We start from the raw sequence: 22,933 nt of genomic DNA, 5'->3' as shown, positions 1-22,933 counted from the left end.
TGGCGCTGGTGGGTGAGTACTTGTCTCGCCTGGACGTGTGAGTCCTTGCCGAAGATCGTGCCCCCGCTGGTGTCGGGAGAACGTGATCGCTGCTGGGATGTCGTGCCCGCCGGTGGGTGTGAGCACTGTTCATTAGGTCGCTGATTGTTCTCCCGCCGCTGTGGAACGGGTGTCGACGGGAGGACGCGATGCTGCTGTTGGTGGGCGATGACTGGGCCGAGGATCACCATGATGTCGAGCTGATGGACGCCGGCGGGCGCAGGCTCGCGAAGGCGCGGTTGCCTGAGGGTGTGGCCGGGATGGCCCGGTTACACGCGTTGATCGCCGAGCACGCCGGTGATGCCGAGGTCGAGGATGTGCGGGTGCGGGTCGGGATCGAGACCGATCGGGGTCCGTGGGTGGTCGCGCTGGTTGCCGCGGGCTATGAGGTGTTCGCGGTGAATCCGTTGTCGGTGGCGCGGTTCCGGGACCGGCACGCGGTCTCGGGTGCGAAAAGCGACGCGGGGGACGCGCATGTGCTGGCGGACATGGTCCGCACCGACGCCCACCAGCTCAGGCCGGTCGCGGGTGACTCGGCCGGGGTCGAGGGGATCAAGGTCGTCGCCAGGGTGCACAAGACGCTGATCTGGGATCGCACCCGTCACACGCTGCGGTTGCGGCACTCGTTGCGGGAGTACTTCCCGGCCGCGCTGGCCGCGTTCACCGATCTGGACGCGCCGGACACGCTGGAGCTGCTGGGCCGGGCACCGGACCCGGACACCGCGAAAAGCCTGTCGTTCAACCAGATCCGCGGCGCTCTCGATCGGGCCCGTCGTCGCGACGCCGACGTCAAGGCCGCCGAGATCCAGGCCGCGCTGCGCACAGAGCACCTCGGCCAGCCGCCGGTGGTGACCGCCGCCTACGCGGCGACCACCCGCGCCACCATCGCGATCCTCGCCACGCTGGCCGAGCAGATCACCGGTCTGCAGGGCGAGGTCGAGGCCCATTTTGGCCGGCACCCGGACGCTGAGATCGTGCTGTCCCAACCAGGGATCGGCGTGGTGATCGGTGCTCGGGTGCTGGCCGAGTTCGGAGACGACCCCGCCCGCTATGCCAGCGCGAAAGCCCGCAAGAACTACGCCGGCACCAGCCCGCTCACCATCGCCTCCGGCCGCAAACGCACCGTCACGGCCCGGCACGTCCACAACGACCGGCTCATCGACGCCCTGATCGCCCAAGCCTTCGTCGCCATGCGCGTCAGCCCTGGCGCCCGCGCCTACTACCAGCGACAACGCACACGCGGCCTCGGCCACAACGCCGCATTACGCCACCTCGCCAACCGCCTGGTCGGCATCCTGCACGGCTGCCTCAAAACCCGCACCCACTACAACGAAACCACCGCCTGGCCACACCACACCGCCGCCGCTTGACACCCCAGCAACTGGGATGTCTTCGGCATTGCGCTTGTGCCTTGGGTGGGCTCGGCTGCGCCATCGCGATGCTTGCGACTCGTTCGGCCTCGCTCTCGGCTACCTAGAGCTCTGCCACTACACCCGGCGAGCTCCGCCACCTCCCCAAGGCCCACGCGCTCTGCCGCCTCACCCTGGGTGAGCGTGAGGTCGCGTTCGCGCCAGATCCCCATTGGCGCGAACGCGACCTGCCGGCCTAGGCGAGCGAGTCGCGCCAGGCCGTGTGCAAGGCCGCGAAGCGGCCCCGCTCACCGATCAGCTCCGCTGGGGAGCCGTCTTCCACCACAATGCCACCATCCAGCACCAGTACGCGGTCCGCGATCAGGACCGTCGACAGGCGGTGGGCGATGATGAACGCGGTCCGGTCCGCCAGCACCGTTTCCAGCGCTGCCTGCACGGCGCGTTCTGTGGGCACGTCCAAGGACGATGTTGCCTCATCGAGGACCAGTACGGCTGGGTCTGCGAGGAATGCGCGAGCGAATGCGACCATTTGCCGTTGGCCCGCGGAGAGGCGGCCGCCTCGTTTGCGGACGTCCGTGTCGTAGCCGTCGGGGAGGGCGCTGATGAAGCCGTGCGCGCCGACCTCTCGGGCTGCCGCCTCGATCTCCTCGCGGGTGGCGGTGGGGCGGCCCAGGGCGATGTTGTCCGCCACCGAGCCGGAGAACAGGAAGTTCTCCTGGGTGACCATGACGACTGCTCGACGTAGGTCGGTGTCCGCCACCGAACGCAGGTCGGTGCCGTCCAGCGTGACGGAACCCGTGGACGGGTCGTAGAAGCGGGCCACCAGCTTGGCGACCGTGGTCTTGCCGGCGCCGGTGGCGCCTACCAGGGCCACGGTCTGGCCCGCTGGGACGTCCAGCGTGAAGCGCGGCAGCACCAGGCGGGTGGTGCCCGGGTACTGGAACTCCACGTCGGTGAAGCGGACCGCGCCGCGCGGCTCGTTCAGCGGCACGGGTGTGGTGGGCTCGGGGACCGAGGGCTTCTCTTCCAGGACGCCCGAGATCTTCTCCAGGGCCGCGGTGGCCGAGGAGTAGGAGTTCGCGAACATCGCCAGTTCGTCGAACGGGTCGTAGAAGCGGCGGATGTAGACCGTGAACGCCGTCAGGACGCCGAGTTCCAGGGAGCCGCCGGCCACCCGGTAGGCGCCCCAGGCCAGGACCACGGCCAGCGACACGTTGCCGATGGCGCGGACCGTCGAGACGAACATCGCCATGACGCCGAGGGCGTCGGTGTTGGCGTCGCGGAACTTGCCGTTGAAGCCCGTCATGATCTGTTCGTTGCGGGGCTGGCGGCGGAACGTCTGGACGGCGCGGATGCCGTTCATCGACTCGACGAACTGCACGATGATCTTGGCGATGGCGCCGCGCGTGCCTCGGTAGGCGTCCATCGAGCGGCGGCGGAACCAGCGCCAGATGAAGTAGATCGGGATGAAGCCGGCGATCACGACCAGGGCCAGCGGGGCGTCCAGGTAGAGCAGGATGATCGCGATGCCCGTCACCGACAGGGCGGCGTTGAACAGGCTGTCGAGGCCCTCTTCGAGGAGGTCCTGCAACGAGTCCACGTCGCTCGTCAGGCGGGAGATGACCTTGCCCGACGTGTACGACTCGTGGAAGCCCACGGACAGGCCCTGCGAGTGGCGGAAGATCCGGCCGCGCAGGTCCAGCAGGATGTCCTGGCCCACCCGGCCCGAGAGCCGCAGGAACGCCCAGCGCAGGAACGTCATCAGCCCGGCCGAGACCGCGTAGCCGACGACGCACCACACCAGGATCGACGCGCTGCCGCCGATCGCTGCCGGAATGCCGTTGTCGATCGCGACGGCGATCAGCAGCGGGCCCGCCAGCGCGGCCAGGTTGCCCAGGACCACGGCGGCGATCGCCAGCGACGTCAGGGCGATGTGCGGGCGCAGCAACGAGCCCAGCAGCCTGCGCGACCGGGCTTGCAGGCGCAGGCCCGTCGAGTGCGAGATCTCCTCGATCTCCTCGGCGGCGACGCCGCGCCATTCTTCTTCTGCCGCAACGGGTGCGGTCACTTCACTCACGACGCCACCTCCTCTTCGATCAGTTCGTCGTCCATGCTGGACAGCAGATGCCGGTATTCCTCGTTGGTGTCCAACAACTCCCGGTGCGAGCCGACGGCCGCGATCTTGCCGTCCACCAGCAACGCCACCCGGTCCGCGAGCTGCACCGTCGACGAGCGGTGCGCCACGACCAGGGCCGTGGTCTCGCTCAGCACGCGGCGCAGCGCGGCTTCCACCTCGGCCTCGGTGTGGACGTCGAGCGCCGACAGCGGGTCGTCCAGCACCAGCACGGCGGGCTTGCCGACGACCGCGCGGGCGAGCGCCAGCCGTTGCCGCTGACCGCCGGACAGCGACAGGCCCTGCTCGCCGATGCGGGTCGCCAGACCCCATGGGAGCGCGTCCACGAACTCCTCGGCCTTCGCCACCCGCAACGCCTCGCGCACCTGCGACTCGGTCACGTCCGGTATGCCCAGGCCGACGTTCTCGGTCACGGAAGCCGAGAACAGCACCGGTTCCTCGAACGCCATGCCCACGATGGTCCGCAGGTCCTCCAGCGAGAGGTCCCGCACGTCGACGCCGTCGATCGTGATCCGCCCGCCGGTGACGTCCGCGAGCCGCGGCACCAGCGCCGTCAGCGTCGTCTTGCCCGAGCCCGTCGCACCGACCAGCGCGACCGTCTCGCCGGGACGCAGGTCCAGGTCGATGCCGGACAGCACCTCGCGGCCGTCCTCGAACGCGAACCGCACGCCCTCGAACCGAACGTGCCCGCGCAGCGGCGTGGGCAGCGGCGCGGGCGTGGCGGGGCCGGTGATCGTCACGGGGGAGTCGATGACCTCCCAGTAGCGTTCCAGCGCCGAGGCGGTCTGGTTCGTCTCCGCCAGCAGCCAGCCGATGGAGTCGATGGGCCACCGCAGGTACGCGCTCACCGCGACGGCCGCGACCAGCGTGCCGACCGTCATCCAGCCCTGCACGATGCCGATCGCGCCGACGCCGAGCATGCCCGCGATCGACAGCTCGGGCAGGACGATCAGCACCGACCACAGCGACGCCAGGATCGAGATCTTGTTCAGCTCCGTCGACCGCAGCTCACGGGCCTGCGCCAGGAACCGCTTCGACAGCTCCGGCCCGCGCCCGAACGCCTTGAGCACCCGGATGCCGAGCACCGACTCCTCGACCGTCGTGGTCAGGTCGCCCGCCTGGTCCTGCGCCTTCCGCGCGACGATCTTGAACTTCGACTCGAAGAAGTACGAGATGACGATCAACGGCAAGGCGCCGCACAACGACACGATGAGCAGCCACGGCGACAACGACGCGATGATGCCCAGGCCGATCAGGACGACCAGCGAGTTGACGATCAGGAACACGATGGCGAACGCCACGAACCGCCGCACCGTGGTGAGGTCGTTCGTGGCGCGCGAGAGCAGCTGCCCCGACTGCCACCGGTCGTGGAACGCGACCGGGAGCCGTTGCAGGTGTTTGTACAGGTCGAACCGCATGCGCGCCTCGACCTCGGCGGCCGGTCGTGCCACGACCTTGCGCCGGATGTAGAACAGCAGAGCCTCGCCGAGCCCGAGCGCAGCCACGCCCAGGATCAGCCACGGCAGCGGACCGGTTTCCTTGTGTTGAATCGGACCGTCGACGATGCGCTGCGTGAGCAGCGGGATGCCAAGACCGCACAGCATCGCGAGCATCGTCGCCGACAGCACGACACTCATCCGTGCGCGGTGCGGCCGCACGTACGGCCACAACCTCCGCAAGGTCTGAATTGTCGAGTTACGTTGATCGCTCACGCGATGAGCCCCCTCCAGGTCCTCTCCAAAGTACGAAGGAGGACCGACACTCGGCATCCGGTTTTCTCCCCACCGGAGCCTCCTGTCTCGACTTAGGTCGAGGTCAAGGGCACGATGACCACCATGACGCGGTTTCTGCGAACCGAGCAGACCATGGCGTTTCCACACGGACGGCTCATCGCGTCACGCGATGGGGCGAACTTCGTGCTCGCCCCCGACGGCTGGGACCACCTGGCGGGTCCGCGGCCCCGGCACGCGATGCTCGTGTCCCGCGAGGACGCCGAGGACTGGTGCGAACGAGAGGGCTGGGACCTGAACCTGCTCGACGAGGTGCCTACGACCTCTTGAACGTGACCAGTCCGACGAGCCCGTAGGCGACGGCCGCGAGCAACGCCTCGGCGTGGTGCCTGTTGGCGAACCACCCGAGCAAGGGCTCGTGCACCTTGAAGTAGAGGCCGATGCCCAGCACGATCGGCCCGAGCAGGATGATCGGCCACACCGGCCGCACCCCGAAGACCCACAGGATCGGCCCGGCCAGCACCAGCGACGACACCAGCGCGAGCGGCAGCCCGATCAGCGCGAGCAGCAGGAACTCCGACATCGACGTGTTGTCGAGCCACGACTTCAGGAAGCCCGACTCGTAGGCCCACGTCCACCCGAGCACCAGCCCGGCCCCGACGGCCATCGACAGGACGATCCGGAACAACAGCCGGCGTCCTGCCCTACCCGTCCTGCCCGCGGTGCTCTGCTCGGTCACGCCGTCCACCGTAACCAGCGCCCACGGCGGCAGCCAAGGAGAACGCCACGACCGGCACGAAGATGACCGCGACCTCGCCGTGCGACCACAACCCGGCGTACCCGCCCGCGAGCCAGATGACGGGCCACAACGCGCACCCGAGCGAGGGAACGAGCGCGGTGCGGGGGAGTTTCAGCAGCCGCAGCACCCAGCGGTGCACCAGTCCGCCGACGACGGCCCAGAGAGCAGGCAGGAACAGCAGTCCGGAAAGGGACCACCTGTCGCAGGTCCGGCCCACTGCGCCGACGCACGCCTCCGGTAACACCCACCACCAGCACAGGTATCCGGCGACTCCGGCGAAGGCACCCGCCAACGCCCCGATCAACGTCCTCGACCACACCACGCGCCCAGAGCTACCTGATCAAGGACGACGAGAAGCCGGCTTCACGGAACCTCCACGGCACCTTCACCGCGCGGCCTGGTCACGATCGAAGCCAGGGCGTACCCGCAGGCGGTCCCGATCGCCACCACCAGGATCCCGCTCCACTCCGGCAGCTGGACCTGCACGAACCTCAGCCCGAACGAGCTGGCGATCACCAGCAGCACCGCCCCCGCCGTTCCCAGCGCGGCGGTCCGTCCTGCGGAGGGGAACCGCGCGAGCCGCAGCAGCCCCCACCCCACGAGACCCCAGACGACCACCAGCCCCGGCAGCAGGATGAACAGGGCGAAGAGCGCGCACCCGAGGCTGCTCTCCGAACAGGGCAGGTCGCCCGCGGGTTCGACCGACGCGAACCACCCGGCACCGCACAACGCCCCCGCCGCAGCGGCGGTCAGCTCACGAAAGCGACTGGTCACGGCGGGCCTCGACCGATCCGGTCAGCACCGCGATCAACACGTACAGCGCCGCGAACACCGCGAACGCCAGGAAGGTGACAGCCATCAACAACACCATCGCGACCACCGCCATGAGGGTCGCGGGCACGGCTATCAGCCACGCCCGCGACACCTTCAACGATCGCAATGCCAGCGCACCCACGACCGACCCCACCACGGCGAAGATCGGTATCGAGGTCACGAAGGCCCCGAGACAGCCCCACTCGTCCTTCGAGCAGACCGCTCCCGAGGCGAGGAGCTCGAACAGTCCCCACCAGGCCAGGCCGAGGAGTGCACCCACTCCGGCAGCCAACGCGACACGACGTCCCACGGCGTCAGCTTCTCACTCAGCGGTTCGACCGCACGCCCAGTAAAACGTCTTCCCACGAAGGCACGATGGGGTGGTTCTTCTTCCCCCGCTTCGGAGGAGGGTCCTTGCGGACCGGCTTCTCCGCGGCGGGCTCCTGCTCCTTCACCGGGGGCGGCGGCGGAGCAGGGGCGGGCTCGGGTTCGGGCAGCTTCTCCTGGACGGGCTTCTCCGCGACCACGGGAGCAGGCGTCGCCACGGGGGCGGGCGCCTGCGCCGGGACCGGGATGGGCTCCTCGACCACGGGGATGGCGGGCAGGACCGGAGTCGCCTCCAGGGCCTGCCGTGCCAGCTGCGTCACCGGCCGCACCGTGCGCAGCGTGCGGTTCGGGTTCGGGTCCATCAGGTCGACGGCCGCGTCGTCCAGCGCCGTGACCGTGCCGCCCTGCACACCGGGGTGGAACGCCCAGTGCGCCCGGTTGTCCGAACGCCCGGTCGTCCAGTGCAGCTGCACGATCCAGCGGCCGTCGTCGCCCTTCCACGAATCCCACTTCGTGTCGGACAGGTCGTGGCCGCGCAGGCCGAACGAGTGCGCGACGACCTCACCGAGCGTCTGCACGTCCGGGCCGTCCTCACGGACCGGGTGTGCGCGCTGCGCGAGGTCCGCGGTGCGCGAACGCTCCAGCAGAACGGGGTAGGCGAAGCGCTCGATGCGGTGCGTCTGCATCCCGGACGCGGCGGCGACCTGTTCGATCGACTCGCCGGCACGGATGCGGGCCTGGATCTCGCGCGGCCGCATCTGGGCCTCGCCGGACTCGATCTGCATCTGGCCGAGGCGCGCGAGGTCACCTCGCAGGGCCGCTCGAAGACGCTCGTCCGCGGGGAGCGTGAAGCGCTCGCCGCGGTTTTCGGGGTCTTCGAGGATGACGGACTTACCGTCCTCGTCGAGCCCGATGACTCGCAGCGCTCGCATCGTGGCCTCCCTGAATTCGCACCTCGCCAGCAGACAACGTTAGGACAACGAGCGGTCCACGAGTGGGAGGCTCGCCGATATCTCTACGTGATCTTGCCAGTTCACGAGGCCTGTCGCACGCCCGTTTCCGGAAGGTTCACCTGGACCACCAGCCCGCCTCCCCCGTTCGGACGAGCCTTCGCGGAGCCCTGATGAGCGCGCGTGACGGACTGCACGATCGACAGTCCGAGGCCCGATCCGGCGGTTCCCGTGCGATCGCGGAGACGTCGAAAGGGTTCGAACAAGCCGGGTACTGCCTGGGCAGGCACGGTGGGGCCGGTGTTGGAAACGATCAGTTCTTGATCAAGTTCTACGGTCACCGTTCCGCCAGGTTTGTTGTACAGAAGAGCGTTGCGCAACAGGTTGCCGACGAGCTGGGCAAGTAAGACCGGATCACCGTCCACCAGATACCTGCGAGTCCGAACCTCAAACGTGACCTTTTTCTCCGAGGCCAACGCGCGACACGACTCCACTTCGTCCTCGACGACCTCGTCCAGCCACACGAGCTCACGCGTGGCGAGCCCCCGGTCACTGCGAGCGAGCAGCAACAGCCCGTCGATGAGCTTCTCGCTTCGTTCGTTCGTGTCGAGCAGGTGCGCTCCGAGACGGCGCATGTCCTCGGTCGCGTCCGGCGCGCCGACGGCCACCTCGATCAGCGTCCGCTGCACGGCCAACGGCGTGCGCAGCTCGTGCGAGGCGTTCGCGACGAACCGCTTCTGGCTGTCGAACGACGACGCGAGCCGGTCGAGCATGCCGTCGAAGGTGTCCGCGAGCTCCTTGAGCTCGTCCGGCGGGCCGTCCAGCTCGATCCGCTGGTCCAGGCGTTCGGCCTCCAGCCGGTGCGCGGTCGAGGTGATCGAGTGCAACGGCTCGAGCACGCGCCCGGCCACGACCCAGCCGAGCCAGACGGCGAACACGGCGGCCACCAGCAACGCGATGACCGATCCCCAGAGGACCGTGCTCATCACCTCGGCCTTGGCCTCCGCGCCGGAGACCACCAGCGTGTCGCCGGGCAGCTGGGCCGCCTCGACCGCCGTGAAGTCCGAGTAGGTGGGGTACACCTCGCCCAGTTCCGTGGTGGGGATCGCGCGCGAGACGGCGATGCCCGCGTCCACCGGCGCGAACCTCTCCAGCAGCCAGTAGTTCAGGCCGATCAGCGCGACGCCCGCGATCAGGAACACCCCGGCGTACCAGGCCGTCAGCCTGGTCCGGAGCTTCACGAGCCGATCCGGTAGCCTGCGCCGGGCACGGTCTGGATGACCTGCGGCGCGCCCAGCTTGCGGCGCAGCGTCATCACCGCCACCCGCACGGCGTTGGTGAACGGATCCGCGTGCTCGTCCCAGGCCTTCTCCAGCAGTTCCTCGGGACTCACCACGGTGCCCTCCGCCCGCATCAGCACCTCCAGCACGGCGAACTCCTTGGGGGACAGCGGCAGGAACGTCCCGTCCCGCGACGCCTGGTGCCGCGGCAGGTCGAGCGTGACCCCTGCCCGTTCGAGCACCGGCGGCAACGCGGGACGGGCCCGCCGGCCCAGCGCCTGCACGCGGGCCACGAGTTCGGCGAACGCGAACGGCTTGGTCAGGTAGTCGTCGGCGCCGAGCCCCAGCCCGGCCACCCGGTCGTCGATCTCGGCGGCCGCCGTCAGCATCAGCACCCGAGCCTCGCCGCCGGTCGCGTGCACCGCCTTGCACACCTCGTCGCCGTGCACGAGCGGCAGGTCGCGGTCGAGCACCACGACGTCGTACGCGTGCACCCCGACGCGTTCCAGCGCCGCCTCGCCGTCGTAGCAGACGTCGACCGCCATCGAGAACCTGCGCAGTCCCTCGGCGATCGTGTCCGCGAGCAGCTGTTCGTCCTCGACCACCAGCACACGCATGACACCTATTTTCCGCGCAAAGGGCATAAGCGCCGGATAAGGCCTTTCGCTTAACGCACCCGAATGGCCGCCTCCGTAGACCTGTCGCCATGAAATCCACCATCGCGGTGCTGCTGGGCCTGCTGCTGGCGCTCACCGCCTGCGGGTCCAAGGACCAGGCGGCCGACAACGGCAAGAAGGACGAAAAAGGCGACATGCTCGCGTTCGCCAAGTGCATGCGGGACAACGGCGTGAACATGCCGGATCCCAAGGACGACGGCAGCGGCGGCGTGATGATCGAGGCCATGCCCGCCGACGGCGGCGGCGAGGCCGGCGCCCCGGACATGGAGAAGATGAACGCGGCCCACGAGACCTGCAAGAAGCACCTGCCCAACGGTGGCGAGTTCAAGCCGCCGTCACCGGAGGAGCAGGACAAGATGCGTCAGCAGGCGAAGTGCATGCGGGACAAGGGACACGACTGGCCCGACCCGAACTTCGACGGCGGTGGCGTGGAATCGGGCCAGATCCAGGAACTCCCCGACATGTCCGACGACAAGGTCAAGCAGGACATGAAGGACTGCGGCATGGGCGAGGGCATGGTCGCTGTGAGGCCGGCCGGATGAAGCGCCACGTGAACCGGAAGATCCTCATCGCCGCACTCGTGGCCGCCGTGGTGCTCGGCACCGGCGGGGTCGTGGTGCTCACCAGAGTCGCGTCCAATCAGGCGAACGCCGCCCCGTTGCAGAACGACCCGTCGAAGACCGCCCCCGTGAAGAAGGTGAACCTGGCCGACCAGCAGTCGGTGACGGGCCAGCTGGGCTACGGCGCGGAACGAGCGCTGGCCAGCCGGAAAAGTGGCACCGTCACCGCGTTGCCGAAACAGGGCGATGTCATCGAGCGGGGCAAACCGGTGTTCCACTCGGACGCCAAGCCGGTGCCGCTGTTCTACGCCGACATGCCGCTCTACCGCGACCTCGAAGCGGGCATGTCGAACGGACCGGACGTCAAGGTGGTGGAGGAGAACCTCGCCGCACTGGGGTTCAAGGACTTCGGCGCCCCCGACGAGAAGTTCACCTCGTACACCGCCTCCGCGCTGAAGAAGTGGCAGAAGGCGAACGGCCTGGAGCAGACCGGCAAGCTCGGTGCCGGCGACGTGGTCGTCCAAAGTGGAGCGATCCGCGTCTCGTCGCTGACCGCCCAGCTCGGCGCACCCGCCGGCGGCGACCTGATGAAGGTCACCGGCACCGAACGAGCGGTGACCGTCGAACTCGACCAGGCCAAGCAGCGCCTCGCCAAGCAGGGTGAGAAGGTCGAGCTGTCGATCTCCGGCGGCAAGACCGCCACCGGCACCATCAACGGCATCACCCGCACCACCGGTGACCCGAACCAGGGCTCCAAGCCGAAGATCGTGCTGACGATCTCCGTCGACGACCCCAAGGCCGCCGAGGGCGTCGAGACCGGCAACGTCACCGCGTTGTTCACCGTGACGAAGAAGCAGAACGTCCTGGCCGTGCCGATCGGCGCGCTGCTCGCGTTGAACGAGGGCGGCTACGGCCTCGTCACCGACGACGGCAAGACCATCCCGGTGACCGTCGGCATCTTCGCCAAGGGCCAGGTCGAGGTGCAGGGCGAGGGCCTGCGCGAAGGCATGAAGGTGGTGACCACCGAGTGATCACCGTCGACCACGCGAGCCGGACGTATCCCGGCGGTGTGCAGGCGTTGCGCGACGTCTCCCTGACCGTCGGGGGCGGGGAGATGCTCGCGATCGTGGGACCGTCCGGCTCGGGGAAGTCGACGCTGCTGCACCTGATGGGCACGCTCGACAAGCCGACCGCCGGCAAGGTCGAGATCGACGGCAACGACGTCTCGGTGATGTCGGACAACGCCCTGTCGGCCCTGCGAGCGCGCACGATCGGGTTCGTGTTCCAGCAGTTCTTCCTCACCGACGGACTGTCCGCGATCGAGAACGTGGCCTCGGGCCTCGTCTACGCCGGTGTGCCGCGCTCGAAGCGGCGCGCGATGGCGATGTCCGCTTTGGACAGAGTGGGCCTGATCCACCGGGCGCTGCACAAGCCGCACGAGCTGTCCGGTGGTGAACGCCAGCGGGTCGCGATCGCGCGGGCCGTGGTGAACACGCCGGGCATCCTGCTGGCCGACGAGCCGACCGGGAACCTGGACACGAAGAACGGCGCCGGGGTGCTGGAGTTGCTGGAAAGCCTCAACTCCGACGGCACGACGATCGTGATGATCACCCACGACCGGGACATCGCGGCGTGGGCGCCTCGCAAGGTCGAGGTCCGCGACGGGGTGATCGTGTGATCGACCTGCTACGCCTCGGGTTCTTCGGCATGAAGACCCGGCCGATCCGCGCGATCCTCTCCGCCCTGGGCATCGCGATCGGCATCGCCGCCGTGGTCGCCGTCGTCGGCATTCCCGCGTCGAGCGCGGCCGCGTTGCAGGAGAAGATGTCCAAGCTGGGCACCAACCTCCTCACCGCCGCGCCCGGTCAGGACTTCTTCGGCCAGGACGCGAAGCTGCCGGAGACCGCGGTGCCGATGGCCAAGCGGATCGGGGCGGTGTCGGCGGCGAGCGCCACCGGCAAGCTGAGCGCGAGCGTCCGCAAGAACGACCTCGTGCCGTCCAGCGACACGCTGGGGTTGCAGGTGCAGGCGGCCGAGCAGGACCTGCTGAAGGTGCTGAACGCCGAGGTCCGCGAGGGCCGCTGGCTGTCGAAGGGCGAGAAGTCGGTGGTGCTCGGGGGCACCGCGGCGTCGCGCCTGGGGATCGACAAGCCCGGCGTGCAGCTGTGGATCGACGGGCAGTGGTTCACGGTCGTCGGCATCCTCGGGCCGTTGCCGCTCTCGCCGGAGATCGACAGGTCGGCGCTGATCGGCTGGGACGCGGCCAAGGAGGCGTTCGGGTTCGAGGGCCACGCGAACACGGTCTACGTGCGCACGTCGCCGGACCAGGTGGACAACGTCCGCAACCTGCTCGGCCCGACGCTGAACCCGCAGAAGTCCAACGAGGTCAAGGTTTCCCGGCCGTCTGAGGCGCTGGAGGCGCAGCAGCTGGCCGAGAGTTCCTACAACGCGCTGTTCCTGGGTTTGGGCGGAGTCGCGTTGTTGGTGGGTGGCGTCGGCGTGGCGAACACGATGGTGATCTCGGTGCTGGAACGCCGCAGGGAGATCGGTCTGCGGCGGGCGCTCGGGGCGACCCGCCGGCAGATCCGGTGGCAGTTCCTGACCGAGTCGGTGTTGCTGTCAGGCCTGGGCGGGCTGGTCGGCGTGATCGTGGGAATCGCGGTCACGGCCGGATATTCGATCAGCCAGCAATGGCCTGCGGCACTGCCGTGGCCGGCCCTGCTCGGGGGAGTGGGTTCGGCGATCCTCATCGGCGCCATCGCCGGCGTCTATCCCGCGGTGCGGGCGGCCCGGCAGTCGCCCACGGAAGCACTTGCCTGAAAAGCCCTGGGGCGCACCGGAAAGTCGGTGCGCCCCAGGTTGCTGTTCTGCGGGTGGCGTCAGAGCTGGCCGACGACCCAGTCGATCGCCTGCGTGAGGATCGTGACGTCGTTCGGCTCGATGGCCGGGAACATCGCGACGCGCAGCTGGTTCTTGCCGAGCTTGCGGTACGGCTCGACGTCCACGATGCCGTTGGCGCGCAACACCTTCGCGACCACGGCCGCGTCGACGTCGTCGGAGAAGTTGATCGTGCCGACGACCTGCGAGCGGTCAGCGGCCTTCTCGACGTACGGCGTGGTGTACGCGGTCTTCTCGGCCCAGGAGTACAGGCGGTCGCTGCTGTCCTTGGTGCGCGCGACCGACCAGTCGAGGCCACCGTTGCCGTTGATCCAGTCGATCTGGTGCGCCAACAGGAAGAGCGTGGCGACCGACGGCGTGTTGTACGTCTGGTCCTTCGTGGAGTTGTCGAGCGCGGTCGGCAGCGACAGGAACTCCGGTACCCAGCGGTCCTTGAGCTCCTCGACGCGGGCCAGCGCGGCCGGCGACATGAGCGCGAGCCACAGGCCACCGTCGGACGCGAACGACTTCTGCGGCGCGAAGTAGTAGACGTCGAAGTCCTCGGCCTTGACCGGCAGGCCACCCGCGGCCGACGTGGCGTCGATGGCGATCAGCGCGTCACCGGAACCCTCGATGCGGGTCACGGGCATCGCCACACCGGTCGACGTCTCGTTCTGCGCCCACCCGACCAGGTCGGCGCCCTCGGCGTAGAACAGCTCGGGAGTGGTGCCCGGCTCGGCCTTGGTGACCAGCGAGTCCTTCAGGAACGGCGCGGTCTGCGTGACCTTCGCGAACTTGGACGAGAACTCGCCGTTCGTGAAGTGCTGGGCCGTCTCGCGCACGAGGCCGAAGCTGGCCGCGTCCCAGAACGCCGTCGTGCCACCGTTGCCGAGCACGACCTCGTACCCGTCCGGCAACTGGAAGAGGTCGCGCAGACCGGACCGCACGCGGCCGACGAGGTTCTTGACGGGCTTCTGCCGGTGCGACGTGCCGAGCAGCGCGGCACCCTCGGACGCGAGGGCCGCAACGGCCTCGGGACGCACCTTGGACGGTCCACAGCCGAAGCGGCCGTCAGACGGCTTGAGCTCGGCGGGAAGCACCAACGAGGTCGGATCGGCGGTCTGGGTCATGTGGTCACGCCTCCGGGGCGATTGACGAGCTTCAGGGACCTGACCGGCGCCGTTGCCGGAGTTCACAGTGTTGCAGGCCGGTGTACCGGAGGTGACAGCCGGGTGTCCTGGGTCACTGGGAGCGCTCGGTGAACCGAGTCGCGCCGGGCATGACCTTCTACTACCTTTCCGCGACCCCACAAGGAGAGCGGAGGGCGTTCGTGACGAGGTTGTGCGCGGCCCTAGGCGGCAACGGTGGCACCTGTGACGAGGACGAGTGGTGACTTGCTCGTAGAAGCGCTAAGCACGACGCGCTTCCTTGAGCTGCAAGCGCATGCCGGCGCGGTGGCGGATCGGCAGATCGGACAGCTGGCAGATGATCGTTTCCCTGCCGTCGTCATCGACTTTCCTGCGCAGTCGGACTCCGGTGAAGTCCTCCGTCTTCCCGATCGGTTCGACGTACGCTTCTGCGCCTTTCGGCAGCTGAACCCGGTACGTGATTCGGCAGGCCCGCTCCCAGAACATCATTCCGAACTCATCCGGTGCGCCTTCCAACAGCGGTGCGCACTTCTTCGGCCACGTCAACTCGATGGTGAAAGACACTTCGGAGTTCGTGGTCAGAGGCGTGTGGAAATGGACGATCGCCGCCATTGAACCCGCCCGCGGCCACGACACCGTCGTGCGCAGTGTGGTTCCCGGGGATCCGTCGACCAGCAGGTTGCGCACGGTCATCCGGACGCGTCGCCGGTACCGCGACGGCTGCGGCCATCCGCAACTGAACCGCAGCCGGATGAAGCGCACGTCGTCGCGGATCGCCCTGAGCCTGATCTTCAACTTGCTGTGCGTGTCGCCCCGCTCGCCGATGACGGCGGTCTCCTCCCAGTCGATGACCTGGAACGAGGGCCATCTGTCGTTGATGAACTTGCAGTACTGGGACACCAGGTCCCGGTGATCTTCGAGTTCGCGCCGCTCCGCCCTGCGGCGGGTCAGCAGAGCGATGCCGGTGACGACGATGAGGAGGATGGCGGTGACGAGGGCGCCTGCCTTGACCGCGGTGCTGCCGAGGACCGCGCCGAGCAGGACGGCGAAGGTCATCAGGCCAACGGCGGCCCTGGCGACCGCAGGTGGACCATGGCCCCGGAGGAATTCCTCCAAGAACAGAATCATCTCTCGCAGCATCCGTGCCCTCCGGCCGATGTCGCGAGCAGAGGTGACGGCTGCTCGTCGAGTGAGCAGATTGTCGCGCCGACCCTCGGTCGATCTATTCGGGGTGCTCGAACGGCTGCGCGTGTTTCACCTGTGTGCAGTACACGTCGCGCCGCAGAGTTACTGGAGCATGCCGCGATCCATCGCCGTAGTGACCGCTGCTGTGCGATCCGACACCCCGAGCTTGTTGAACACCCGCAACAAGTGCGTCTTCACCGTCGCCTCAGAAATGAACAAACTCCGCCCGATCTCAACATTGGACATCCCTTTGGCGACCAGTTTCAGGACCTCCACCTCCCGGGCCGACAACGGCGGCGTCCGCACCTGCCCCACGACCTTGGCGACCATCGACGGCGCCAGCACCGTCTCCCCGCGAGCCGCCGCCCGAATCGCCGCGATCAGGTCCTCGGTGGTCGAGTCCTTGAGCAGGTACCCCGACGCCCCGGCCTCCACAGCGCGAAGAATGTCCGAATCGGTCTCGTAGGTGGTCAGCACGAGCACCCGAGGCCCGGTCCCGACGATCCGAGCGGTAGCGGCCACACCGTCCATTTCGGGCATTCGCAGGTCCATCAGCACGACGTCCGGCTTCAACAGCGCGGCCTTCTCAATGCCCTCCTGCCCCGACCCGGCGTCCCCCACGACCTCGAGATCGTCCCCGACGAGCATCCCCCGCAGCCCCTGACGCACCACGGGGTGGTCGTCCACCAGCAGAATCCTGATCACAGCGGTACCTCCACCAGCACTGACGCCCCCTCGTCGGATGACAACGAGAGCGTCCCACCCACCTGTTCCAGTCGCGCACGCATGCCCCGCAGGCCGAAACCTTCGGGTGCGTCGCCGAAGCCGCGGCCGTCGTCGCGCACCTCCAGCGAGATGCCGTCGGAGTCGAACCTCATCGTCACGTCCACGCGCGTCGCCTCCGAGTGCCGCGCCACGTTGTGCAAAGCCTCCTGCGCGGTCCGCAGCAGCACCACGTCGACCGAGGTCGCCAGCGGCACGACGTCCCCGATCACCCGGAACGTCGACGGCAGGGAGACCCCGGACACCAAGCGCCGCAACGCGTCCTCCAACGACGAACCGTCCAAAGGCGACGGTGCGTTCGCGGCGACCAGCGCGCGGGCCTCGCGCAGGTTCTCGCGGGCGGTCTGCAACGCCAGGTCGACGTTCGGCTGCGCGCCCTGCAGCAACGTGATGATCGACGTGAAGCCCTGGGCGAGCGTGTCGTGGATCTCGGCGGCCCAACGGGCGCGTTCGGCTTCCAGGGTCAATGCCTCGATCTTGTCGAGCAGTTCGGCGCGTTGCCTGCTCTGGTCGGACATGCGGCCGATGGCCCAGCCGAACGCCTGCGAGAAGCCCGCGATCAGCATCGCGGCCGGCCACTCCAGCGCGGGCACGGCGCCCGCCAGCCAGGTCAGCACCTGCGGCGTGAACACGAAGATCACCATCGGCACGAACGCCCACGCGACCGGCAGCACCATGTAGATCTGCGGGACCAGGCCGAACAGGGCGAAGGTCGCGTTACCGCTGAACCACACCGCCGGCGCGAACGTCAGGAGCGAGCCCGCCGCGTAGACGAAGCCCTGCCAGTCGTCGTGGCTGCGGCGCACCAGCTTCATGCCGTAGAACAGGAACCACAGGGCGTTCAAGCACAACAGCCCCGCCGCCGAGAGCCGGTCGGCGAGGGTGTTGTTGTCGATCAGGATCAGCACGAGCGCGGTGACCTGGGTGACCGCGAAGAGCACGTACCAGGTGATCAGCGACTGGTGTTGCTCCACTTGAAAGTCCTGCTGACGAGAACCAGACCCACGATCGTCCAAGCGCCCAGCACCAGCGCGATCTTGCCGAGCTCCCATGATCCCGCCGCCTCCATGACCGCGTAGTCGTCGTTCAGTGCGAACACCGAGCGGAAACCCTGGCACACCCACTTGAGCGGGAAGAGCGAACCCACCGTGCGCAGGGACTCGGGCAGCACCGACTGCATGATGAACACACCGCTGAGGAACTGCAGCACGATGTACGGCAGGTTCAGCACACCGGCGGCGTTGCGGGTGGACTTCGCGATCGAGCTCAATGCCACGCCGATCAGCGAGCACGAGATCACGCCGAGCACGAACACCCAGCCGAACGTGAGCCACTTCTCCGCGCTCGAAGGCAGTTCGACGTCGAACCGCAGGATGCCCACGGCCAGCAGCAGCACGGCCTCGAACAGGCTCGACACGAAGACCAGGATGATCTTGCCGAGGAAGTAGGACGAGAACGGCATCGGTGTGCCGCGCAGGCGCTTCAGCGTGCCGTCCTCGCGGTCGGCGACGACGCTCATGCCGAGTCCGACGAACGACGTCGAGATGATGCCGGCGCCGATCATGCTGGCCGCGAACATCTGCGCGGCAGCGGGTTCCTGCACGTACACGGTGCCGAGCAGCAGCATTAACAGCGCCGGCAACGAGATCGTGAAGATGAGATTTTCCTTCTGCCGGAAGAACTCCCGCAGTTCGGTGCCGCCGCGGGCGAACCCCAGGGTCAGAGCGGACGGCAGGGCGGCGGTCTTGGATCGAGCCGCCGTAGCAAACACAGGGGTGGTCACTTGATCAGCTCCAGGTAGATGTCTTCCAGCGACGGGCGGGTGACGGTGAGCTCGGCCAGTTCGCCGTGCCGGGAGAGGTCGGCGATCACCTTGGTGGGCTCGTGGGTCAGGACCTCGCGGTAGCCGGTGTCGGACAGCCAGCGGACGGTGGCCTCGGCGTGCGCACGGCCCCCGAGCGTCTGCGGCGTGCCCTCGGCGACGACGCGGCCACCGGCGAGCACGGCGACGCGGTCGGCCAGCGCCTCGGCCTCGTCGAGGTAGTGCGTGGTCAGCAGGATCGTGGTGCCCTCGGAGGCGAGCAGCTTGATGAGGCCCCAGAACTGGCGCCGCGCCTCGGGGTCGAATCCGGTCGTCGGTTCGTCCAGGAACACCAGCTCAGGGCGTCCGATGATGCCGAGCGCCACGTCCAGGCGCCGCCGCTGACCACCGGAGAGCGTGCCCGCGCGGGACTTCGCCTTCTCGGTGAGCCCGACGAGGTCGATGACCTCCTCCGGGTCGCGCGGGTTGCCGTAGTACCGCGCGTAGTGGTGCACGGCCTCGCGGACGGACAGCGTCGCGGCGTCGGTCGCGCTCTGCAGGACGATGCCGAGCTTCGACCGCCACTCGCGGCCGCCCTTGGCCGGGTCGACGCCGAGGACGCTGACCTCGCCGGCGTCGCGGTCGCGGTGCCCCTCCATGATCTCGACGCTGGTGGTCTTGCCGGCGCCGTTCGGGCCGAGCACCGCGAAGACCTCCCCGCGGGCGACGTCGAGATCCACCCCGGCCACCGCCTGGTGGTCCTTGTAGGCCTTCTCGAGGCCCCTCACTCGGATCGCGTTCATGTCGTGAATCCTGCGTTTTCGAGGGGTCCGCGCGGGACGACCGCACCGCTGACTCCGGTTGTCAACCGGTCGGTGGACACGCGGTCGTGTTTCGGCCGTGTTTCCACTCCGGGAAAGCGCGCTTCCGCGTGTTAGAACGGCGGGGTGCATCTGACGCCGCATGAACGCGACAAGCTCCTCGTGCACGTCGCCGCCGACGTGGCACGTCGCCGCCTCGAACGCGGGGTGCTGCTCAACTACCCCGAGGCCGTCGCGTTGATCACCGACCACGTGCTGGAGGGCGCGCGGGACGGCCGCACGGTCAGCGAACTCATGGAGAGCGGCCGCGCCGTGCTCGCTCCCGAGCAGGTCATGCGGGGTGTGCCGGAGATGATCGACTCGGTGCAGGCCGAGGCGACGTTCCCGGACGGCACCAAGCTCGTCACCGTGCACCACCCGATCGCGCCGTCCGCCGGGCCCGCGCCGGGGGAGGTGGTCGTCGGGCCGGAGCCGGTCGAGCTCAACCCCGGACGGCCGCGGGTGACGCTGGTCGTGGCGAACGTCGCCGACCGGCCTGTGCAGGTCGGTTCGCACTTCCACTTCGCCTCGGTGAACACGGGGCTGTCGTTCGACCGGGACGCCGCGTTCGGCTACCGGCTCGACATCGCCGCCGGGACGGCCGTGCGGTTCGAGCCCGGCGTCGAACGCGAGGTCACGCTGGTTCCGTTGGCAGGGCTGCGGATTGTGCGGGGGTTGCAGCGGTGATCGATCGTGAGCGTTATGCCGAACTGCTCGGGCCGACGGTCGGCGACCGGATCCGGCTCGCCGACACCGACCTGTTCATCGAGGTCACCGAGGACCGGTCGCGCGGGGCGGGTTCCGGTGACGAGGTGATCTTCGGGGGCGGCAAGGTCGTCCGCGAGTCGATGGGGCAGGGCGTCGCGACCCGCGCCGAGGGTGCTCCCGACCTGGTCATCACGGGTGCGGTGATCCTCGACCACTGGGGTGTCGTCAAGGCCGACGTCGGCGTGCGGGACGGCCGGATCGTCGGCATCGGCAAGGCGGGCAACCCGGACACGATGGACGGCGTCGACCCGGCGCTGGTGATCGGGCCGTCCACGGAGATCCTGTCCGGCAACGGGAAGATCCTGACGGCCGGCGGCATCGACTGCCACGTGCACTTCATCTGCCCGCAGATCGTCGACGAGGCGCTGGCGTCCGGGCTGACGACGTTGATCGGCGGCGGCACCGGCCCGGCCGAGGGCACCAAGGCCACGACGGTCACGCCCGGCGCCTGGAACCTCGACCGGATGCTGACGTCGATGGACCACATGCCGGTCAACGTTCTGTTGCTGGGCAAGGGAAACACCGTTTCGCTGGAGGGCCTGCGCGAGCAGCTCGTCGGCGGCGCGGGCGGGTTCAAGCTGCACGAGGACTGGGGCACCACGCCCGCCGCGATCGACGCCTGTCTGCGGGTGGCCGACGAGTCCGGCGTGCAGGTCGCGATCCACACCGACACGTTGAACGAGGCCGGTTTCCTGGAGTCCACTGTGGACGCCATCGGCGGCCGGTCGATCAACGCCTACCACTCCGAGGGCGCCGGTGGCGGGCACGCGCCGGACATCATCCGCGTGGTGTCGCTGCCGAACGTGCTGCCGTCGTCGACGAACCCGACGCGTCCGCACACGGTGAACACGCTGGAAGAGCACCTCGACATGTTGATGGTGTGCCACCACCTCAACCCGTCGGTGCCGGAAGACCTCGCCTTCGCGGAGTCGCGGATCCGCCCGACGACGATCGCGGCCGAGGACCTGTTGCACGACATGGGCGCCATCTCGATGATCTCGTCGGACTCGCAGGCGATGGGACGGGTCGGCGAGGTGATTATCCGGACCTGGCAGACGGCGCACGTGATGTCGTCGCGCCGGACCTTGGACGCGAACCTGCGCGCGCAGCGGTACGTCGCGAAGTACACGATCAATCCCGCTGTGGCGCACGGGATCGCGGCCGAGGTCGGGTCCGTCGAGGTCGGCAAGCTCGCCGATCTGGTGTTGTGGGAGCCCAAGTTCTTCGGGGTCCGTCCTTCGGTGGTGCTGAAGGGCGGGTTCATCGCGTGGGGTCAGATGGGCGACGCGAACGCGTCGATCCCGACGCCGCAACCGGTGTGGGCACGCCCGATGTTCGGGGCCACGGCGGGTGCCGCGTCGTCGGTGTTCTTCGTGTCGCCTGAGGCGGTCGAGGCCGGGATCGGGTCGCGGTACGCGCGCCGGGTGCTGCCGGTGGCGTCGACGCGGGCCGTGTCGAAGGCGGACATGGTGCTGAACTCCGCGATGCCGGACGTCCAGGTCGACCCGGACAGCTTCGCCGTGCACGTCGACGGCGACCTCGTGGAACCGTCACCGGTGGCGGAACTGCCGATGGCACAACGGTACTTCCTGTTCTGATGCTGACCGCGCTGATCCTTTCCGACTCCCGGTTCCCCGGCGGCGGGCACGTGCACTCCGGCGGGCTGGAGGAGGCGGCCGCGCGTCGGCTGGTCGTCGACGAGCCCTCGCTGCGGTCGTTCCTGCACGGCCGGTTGGTGACGGCCGGGCTGCTGGCGGCCGGGTTCGCTGCGGCGGCTGCTCGTGGGGAGGATCTCGGGGTTCTGGACGCCGAGTTGGACGCCCGGACGCCGTCACCGGCTCAGCGGGAGGCCTCGCGGGCGCAGGGGCGGGGGATGTTGCGGGCGGCGCGGCGGGCGTGGCCTTCGGCGCGGCTGGACGCGTTGCCTCGGGATCCGCACCAGCCGTTGGTGATCGGGGTGCTGGTCGGTGACGCTTTTGAGGCTGCTCTGACCTGCGCTTATCTGGCGGTGAGCGGGCCTGCGTCGGCGGCGGTGCGGTTGCTGGGGCTGGATCCGTTCGGTGTCAACGCGATCGTGGCCTCGTTGCCGGTCGAGGACGTTGCTTCGCGGGCTTGCACTGCTTTGCCCGCTCTGGGTTCGCCTGCCTTGGACCTGTTGGCCGAGGCACATGTTCGACGTGAAGGGGTGCGTCTCTTTGGGAGCTAACCACGGACCCGATCCGCACGGGCACCACCACGGGGTCGCGCCGCGCATCGGCATCGGCGGCCCGGTCGGCAGCGGCAAGACCGCTTTGACCGCCGCGTTGTGCCGCGCTTTGGGGTCGCAGTTGTCGTTGGCGGTCGTGACGAACGACATCTACACGACCGAGGACGCGGACTTCCTGCGGCGGGCCGGGGTGCTGGACCCGGCGCGGATCGAGGCGGTGCAGACCGGGTGCTGCCCGCACACGGCGATCCGCGACGACATCACCGCGAACCTGGACGCGGTGGAGCGGTTGGAGCACCGGTTCGAGGGGCTTGATCTGGTGATCATCGAGAGCGGCGGGGACAACCTGACGGCGGTGTTCTCGCGCGGGCTGGTCGACCGGCAGATCTTCGTGGTGGACGTGGCCGGCGGCGACAAGGTGCCGCGCAAGGGCGGGCCCGGGGTGACGACCGCGGACCTGTTGGTGATCAACAAGGTCGACCTCGCGCCTCATGTGGGCGCGGACATGGACGTGATGATCTCCGACGCGCACCGGATGCGCGGGGAGCTGCCGGTGATCGCGCAGTCGTTGGTGGAGACGCCGGACGCGCCCGAGGTCGCGAAGTGGGTGCTGGCGGGGCTGTGAA

26 protein-coding genes are annotated in these 22,933 nt (G+C 68.8%); 11 read left to right on the top strand and 15 right to left on the bottom strand.

Features of this window, described 5'->3' with window-relative positions; genetic code table 11:
• The first annotated feature begins 191 nt into the window (after positions 1–191).
• Positions 192–1,409: an IS110 family transposase gene (locus JNUCC0626_RS30055; RefSeq protein WP_394621944.1), complete on the top strand. Its 1,218-nt coding sequence runs from the start codon at positions 192–194 to the stop codon at positions 1,407–1,409.
• A 235-nt stretch (positions 1,410–1,644) separates the two neighbouring features.
• Here the strand turns inward: JNUCC0626_RS30055 and JNUCC0626_RS30050 are convergent, their stop codons facing one another.
• Positions 1,645–3,486: an ABC transporter ATP-binding protein gene (locus JNUCC0626_RS30050; RefSeq protein ID WP_394614103.1), complete on the bottom strand. Its 1,842-nt coding sequence runs from the start codon at positions 3,484–3,486 to the stop codon at positions 1,645–1,647.
• The gene (locus tag JNUCC0626_RS30045) at positions 3,483–5,222 is read right to left on the bottom strand and encodes an ABC transporter ATP-binding protein (protein ID WP_394614102.1); all 1,740 of its coding nucleotides are present in this window, start codon (positions 5,220–5,222) and stop codon (positions 3,483–3,485) included. The genes JNUCC0626_RS30050 and JNUCC0626_RS30045 overlap by 4 nt, the downstream gene beginning before the upstream one ends.
• A gap of 156 nt (positions 5,223–5,378) precedes the next feature.
• Between JNUCC0626_RS30045 and JNUCC0626_RS30040 the strand changes: the two genes are divergently transcribed.
• Positions 5,379–5,603, top strand: a complete 225-nt coding sequence (locus JNUCC0626_RS30040; RefSeq protein ID WP_382442508.1) for a hypothetical protein — start codon at positions 5,379–5,381, stop codon at positions 5,601–5,603.
• Here the strand turns inward: JNUCC0626_RS30040 and JNUCC0626_RS30035 are convergent.
• From JNUCC0626_RS30035 to JNUCC0626_RS30005, 7 genes are all read right to left on the bottom strand, one after another.
• A complete protein-coding gene (locus JNUCC0626_RS30035; RefSeq protein ID WP_394614101.1) occupies positions 5,590–6,012 on the bottom strand; it encodes a hypothetical protein in 423 nt (140 codons plus the stop codon). The two genes, JNUCC0626_RS30040 and JNUCC0626_RS30035, sit on opposite strands and share 14 nt — an antisense overlap.
• Positions 5,978–6,394, bottom strand: a complete 417-nt coding sequence (locus JNUCC0626_RS30030) for a hypothetical protein (RefSeq protein WP_394614100.1) — start codon at positions 6,392–6,394, stop codon at positions 5,978–5,980. The genes JNUCC0626_RS30035 and JNUCC0626_RS30030 overlap by 35 nt, the downstream gene beginning before the upstream one ends.
• Before the next feature lie 41 nt (positions 6,395–6,435).
• Positions 6,436–6,846, bottom strand: coding sequence for a hypothetical protein (locus JNUCC0626_RS30025; RefSeq protein WP_394614098.1), 411 nt, complete (start codon positions 6,844–6,846; stop codon positions 6,436–6,438).
• Positions 6,827–7,195: a hypothetical protein gene (locus JNUCC0626_RS30020; protein ID WP_394614097.1), complete on the bottom strand. Its 369-nt coding sequence runs from the start codon at positions 7,193–7,195 to the stop codon at positions 6,827–6,829. Before JNUCC0626_RS30020 ends, JNUCC0626_RS30025 begins: the two co-directional genes overlap by 20 nt.
• Before the next feature lie 16 nt (positions 7,196–7,211).
• Entirely contained in the window at positions 7,212–8,144 is a 933-nt protein-coding gene (gene sepH / locus JNUCC0626_RS30015) for a septation protein SepH (protein WP_394614096.1), read from the bottom strand.
• A 101-nt stretch (positions 8,145–8,245) separates the two neighbouring features.
• Positions 8,246–9,403 carry a sensor histidine kinase gene (locus tag JNUCC0626_RS30010; RefSeq protein ID WP_394614095.1) on the bottom strand — a complete coding sequence of 386 codons (1,158 nt, stop codon included), beginning with the start codon at positions 9,401–9,403 and terminating at the stop codon, positions 8,246–8,248.
• Positions 9,400–10,059: a response regulator transcription factor gene (locus JNUCC0626_RS30005; protein ID WP_394614094.1), complete on the bottom strand. Its 660-nt coding sequence runs from the start codon at positions 10,057–10,059 to the stop codon at positions 9,400–9,402. The genes JNUCC0626_RS30010 and JNUCC0626_RS30005 overlap by 4 nt, the downstream gene beginning before the upstream one ends.
• 89 nt (positions 10,060–10,148) lie before the next feature.
• On the opposite strand from JNUCC0626_RS30005, the gene JNUCC0626_RS30000 reads away from it, so the two are divergent.
• Genes JNUCC0626_RS30000 through JNUCC0626_RS29985 form a run of 4 tightly spaced genes read left to right on the top strand, consistent with a single transcriptional unit; the run spans position 10,149 to position 13,499 of the window.
• Positions 10,149–10,661: a hypothetical protein gene (locus JNUCC0626_RS30000; protein WP_394614093.1), complete on the top strand. Its 513-nt coding sequence runs from the start codon at positions 10,149–10,151 to the stop codon at positions 10,659–10,661.
• Between the two features lie 8 nt (positions 10,662–10,669).
• Positions 10,670–11,710, top strand: coding sequence for a peptidoglycan-binding protein (locus JNUCC0626_RS29995; protein WP_394614092.1), 1,041 nt, complete (start codon positions 10,670–10,672; stop codon positions 11,708–11,710).
• Entirely contained in the window at positions 11,707–12,357 is a 651-nt protein-coding gene (locus tag JNUCC0626_RS29990; RefSeq protein ID WP_394614091.1) for an ABC transporter ATP-binding protein, read from the top strand. Before JNUCC0626_RS29995 ends, JNUCC0626_RS29990 begins: the two co-directional genes overlap by 4 nt.
• Positions 12,358–12,386: 29 nt before the next feature.
• A complete protein-coding gene (locus JNUCC0626_RS29985; RefSeq protein ID WP_394622130.1) occupies positions 12,387–13,499 on the top strand; it encodes an ABC transporter permease in 1,113 nt (370 codons plus the stop codon).
• 59 nt (positions 13,500–13,558) lie between these two features.
• On the opposite strand, the gene serC is transcribed toward JNUCC0626_RS29985, so the two are convergent.
• Complete coding sequence (serC, locus tag JNUCC0626_RS29980; RefSeq protein ID WP_394614090.1) at positions 13,559–14,686, bottom strand: phosphoserine transaminase; 1,128 nt, start codon at positions 14,684–14,686, stop codon at positions 13,559–13,561.
• A gap of 128 nt (positions 14,687–14,814) precedes the next feature.
• On the opposite strand from serC, the gene JNUCC0626_RS29975 reads away from it, so the two are divergent.
• The gene (locus JNUCC0626_RS29975; RefSeq protein ID WP_394614089.1) at positions 14,815–14,949 is read left to right on the top strand and encodes a hypothetical protein; all 135 of its coding nucleotides are present in this window, start codon (positions 14,815–14,817) and stop codon (positions 14,947–14,949) included.
• A gap of 16 nt (positions 14,950–14,965) precedes the next feature.
• Here the strand turns inward: JNUCC0626_RS29975 and JNUCC0626_RS29970 are convergent, their stop codons facing one another.
• The 5 genes from JNUCC0626_RS29970 to JNUCC0626_RS29950 all read right to left on the bottom strand — a co-directional run bounded on the left by JNUCC0626_RS29970 (position 14,966) and on the right by JNUCC0626_RS29950 (position 19,276).
• Positions 14,966–15,760: a hypothetical protein gene (locus JNUCC0626_RS29970; RefSeq protein WP_394614088.1), complete on the bottom strand. Its 795-nt coding sequence runs from the start codon at positions 15,758–15,760 to the stop codon at positions 14,966–14,968.
• A 231-nt stretch (positions 15,761–15,991) separates the two neighbouring features.
• The gene (locus JNUCC0626_RS29965; protein ID WP_394614087.1) at positions 15,992–16,594 is read right to left on the bottom strand and encodes a response regulator; all 603 of its coding nucleotides are present in this window, start codon (positions 16,592–16,594) and stop codon (positions 15,992–15,994) included.
• Positions 16,591–17,646: a sensor histidine kinase gene (locus JNUCC0626_RS29960; RefSeq protein ID WP_394614086.1), complete on the bottom strand. Its 1,056-nt coding sequence runs from the start codon at positions 17,644–17,646 to the stop codon at positions 16,591–16,593. Before JNUCC0626_RS29960 ends, JNUCC0626_RS29965 begins: the two co-directional genes overlap by 4 nt.
• Positions 17,625–18,455: an ABC transporter permease gene (locus tag JNUCC0626_RS29955; RefSeq protein ID WP_394614085.1), complete on the bottom strand. Its 831-nt coding sequence runs from the start codon at positions 18,453–18,455 to the stop codon at positions 17,625–17,627. The genes JNUCC0626_RS29960 and JNUCC0626_RS29955 overlap by 22 nt, the downstream gene beginning before the upstream one ends.
• Positions 18,452–19,276, bottom strand: a complete 825-nt coding sequence (locus JNUCC0626_RS29950) for an ABC transporter ATP-binding protein (protein WP_394614084.1) — start codon at positions 19,274–19,276, stop codon at positions 18,452–18,454. The genes JNUCC0626_RS29955 and JNUCC0626_RS29950 overlap by 4 nt, the downstream gene beginning before the upstream one ends.
• A 144-nt stretch (positions 19,277–19,420) precedes the next feature.
• Between JNUCC0626_RS29950 and JNUCC0626_RS29945 the strand changes: the two genes are divergently transcribed.
• From JNUCC0626_RS29945 to ureG, 4 genes are read left to right on the top strand one after another with little or no spacing between them, the layout of a single operon-like run.
• Positions 19,421–20,020 carry an urease subunit gamma gene (locus tag JNUCC0626_RS29945; protein WP_394614083.1) on the top strand — a complete coding sequence of 200 codons (600 nt, stop codon included), beginning with the start codon at positions 19,421–19,423 and terminating at the stop codon, positions 20,018–20,020.
• Positions 20,020–21,699, top strand: coding sequence for an urease subunit alpha (locus JNUCC0626_RS29940; RefSeq protein ID WP_394622129.1), 1,680 nt, complete (start codon positions 20,020–20,022; stop codon positions 21,697–21,699). The genes JNUCC0626_RS29945 and JNUCC0626_RS29940 overlap by 1 nt, the downstream gene beginning before the upstream one ends.
• Entirely contained in the window at positions 21,696–22,307 is a 612-nt protein-coding gene (locus tag JNUCC0626_RS29935; protein WP_394622128.1) for an urease accessory protein UreF, read from the top strand. The genes JNUCC0626_RS29940 and JNUCC0626_RS29935 overlap by 4 nt, the downstream gene beginning before the upstream one ends.
• The gene (ureG, locus tag JNUCC0626_RS29930) at positions 22,270–22,932 is read left to right on the top strand and encodes an urease accessory protein UreG (RefSeq protein WP_394614082.1); all 663 of its coding nucleotides are present in this window, start codon (positions 22,270–22,272) and stop codon (positions 22,930–22,932) included. Before JNUCC0626_RS29935 ends, ureG begins: the two co-directional genes overlap by 38 nt.
• Position 22,933 lies beyond the last annotated feature (1 nt).

The sequence above is a fragment of the Lentzea sp. JNUCC 0626 genome, from assembly GCF_043632865.1.
Classification (GTDB): Bacteria; Actinomycetota; Actinomycetes; order Mycobacteriales; family Pseudonocardiaceae; genus Lentzea.
The sequence above is the reverse complement of the archived record's forward strand: the minus strand, read 5'-3'. Positions and strand labels throughout refer to the sequence as shown.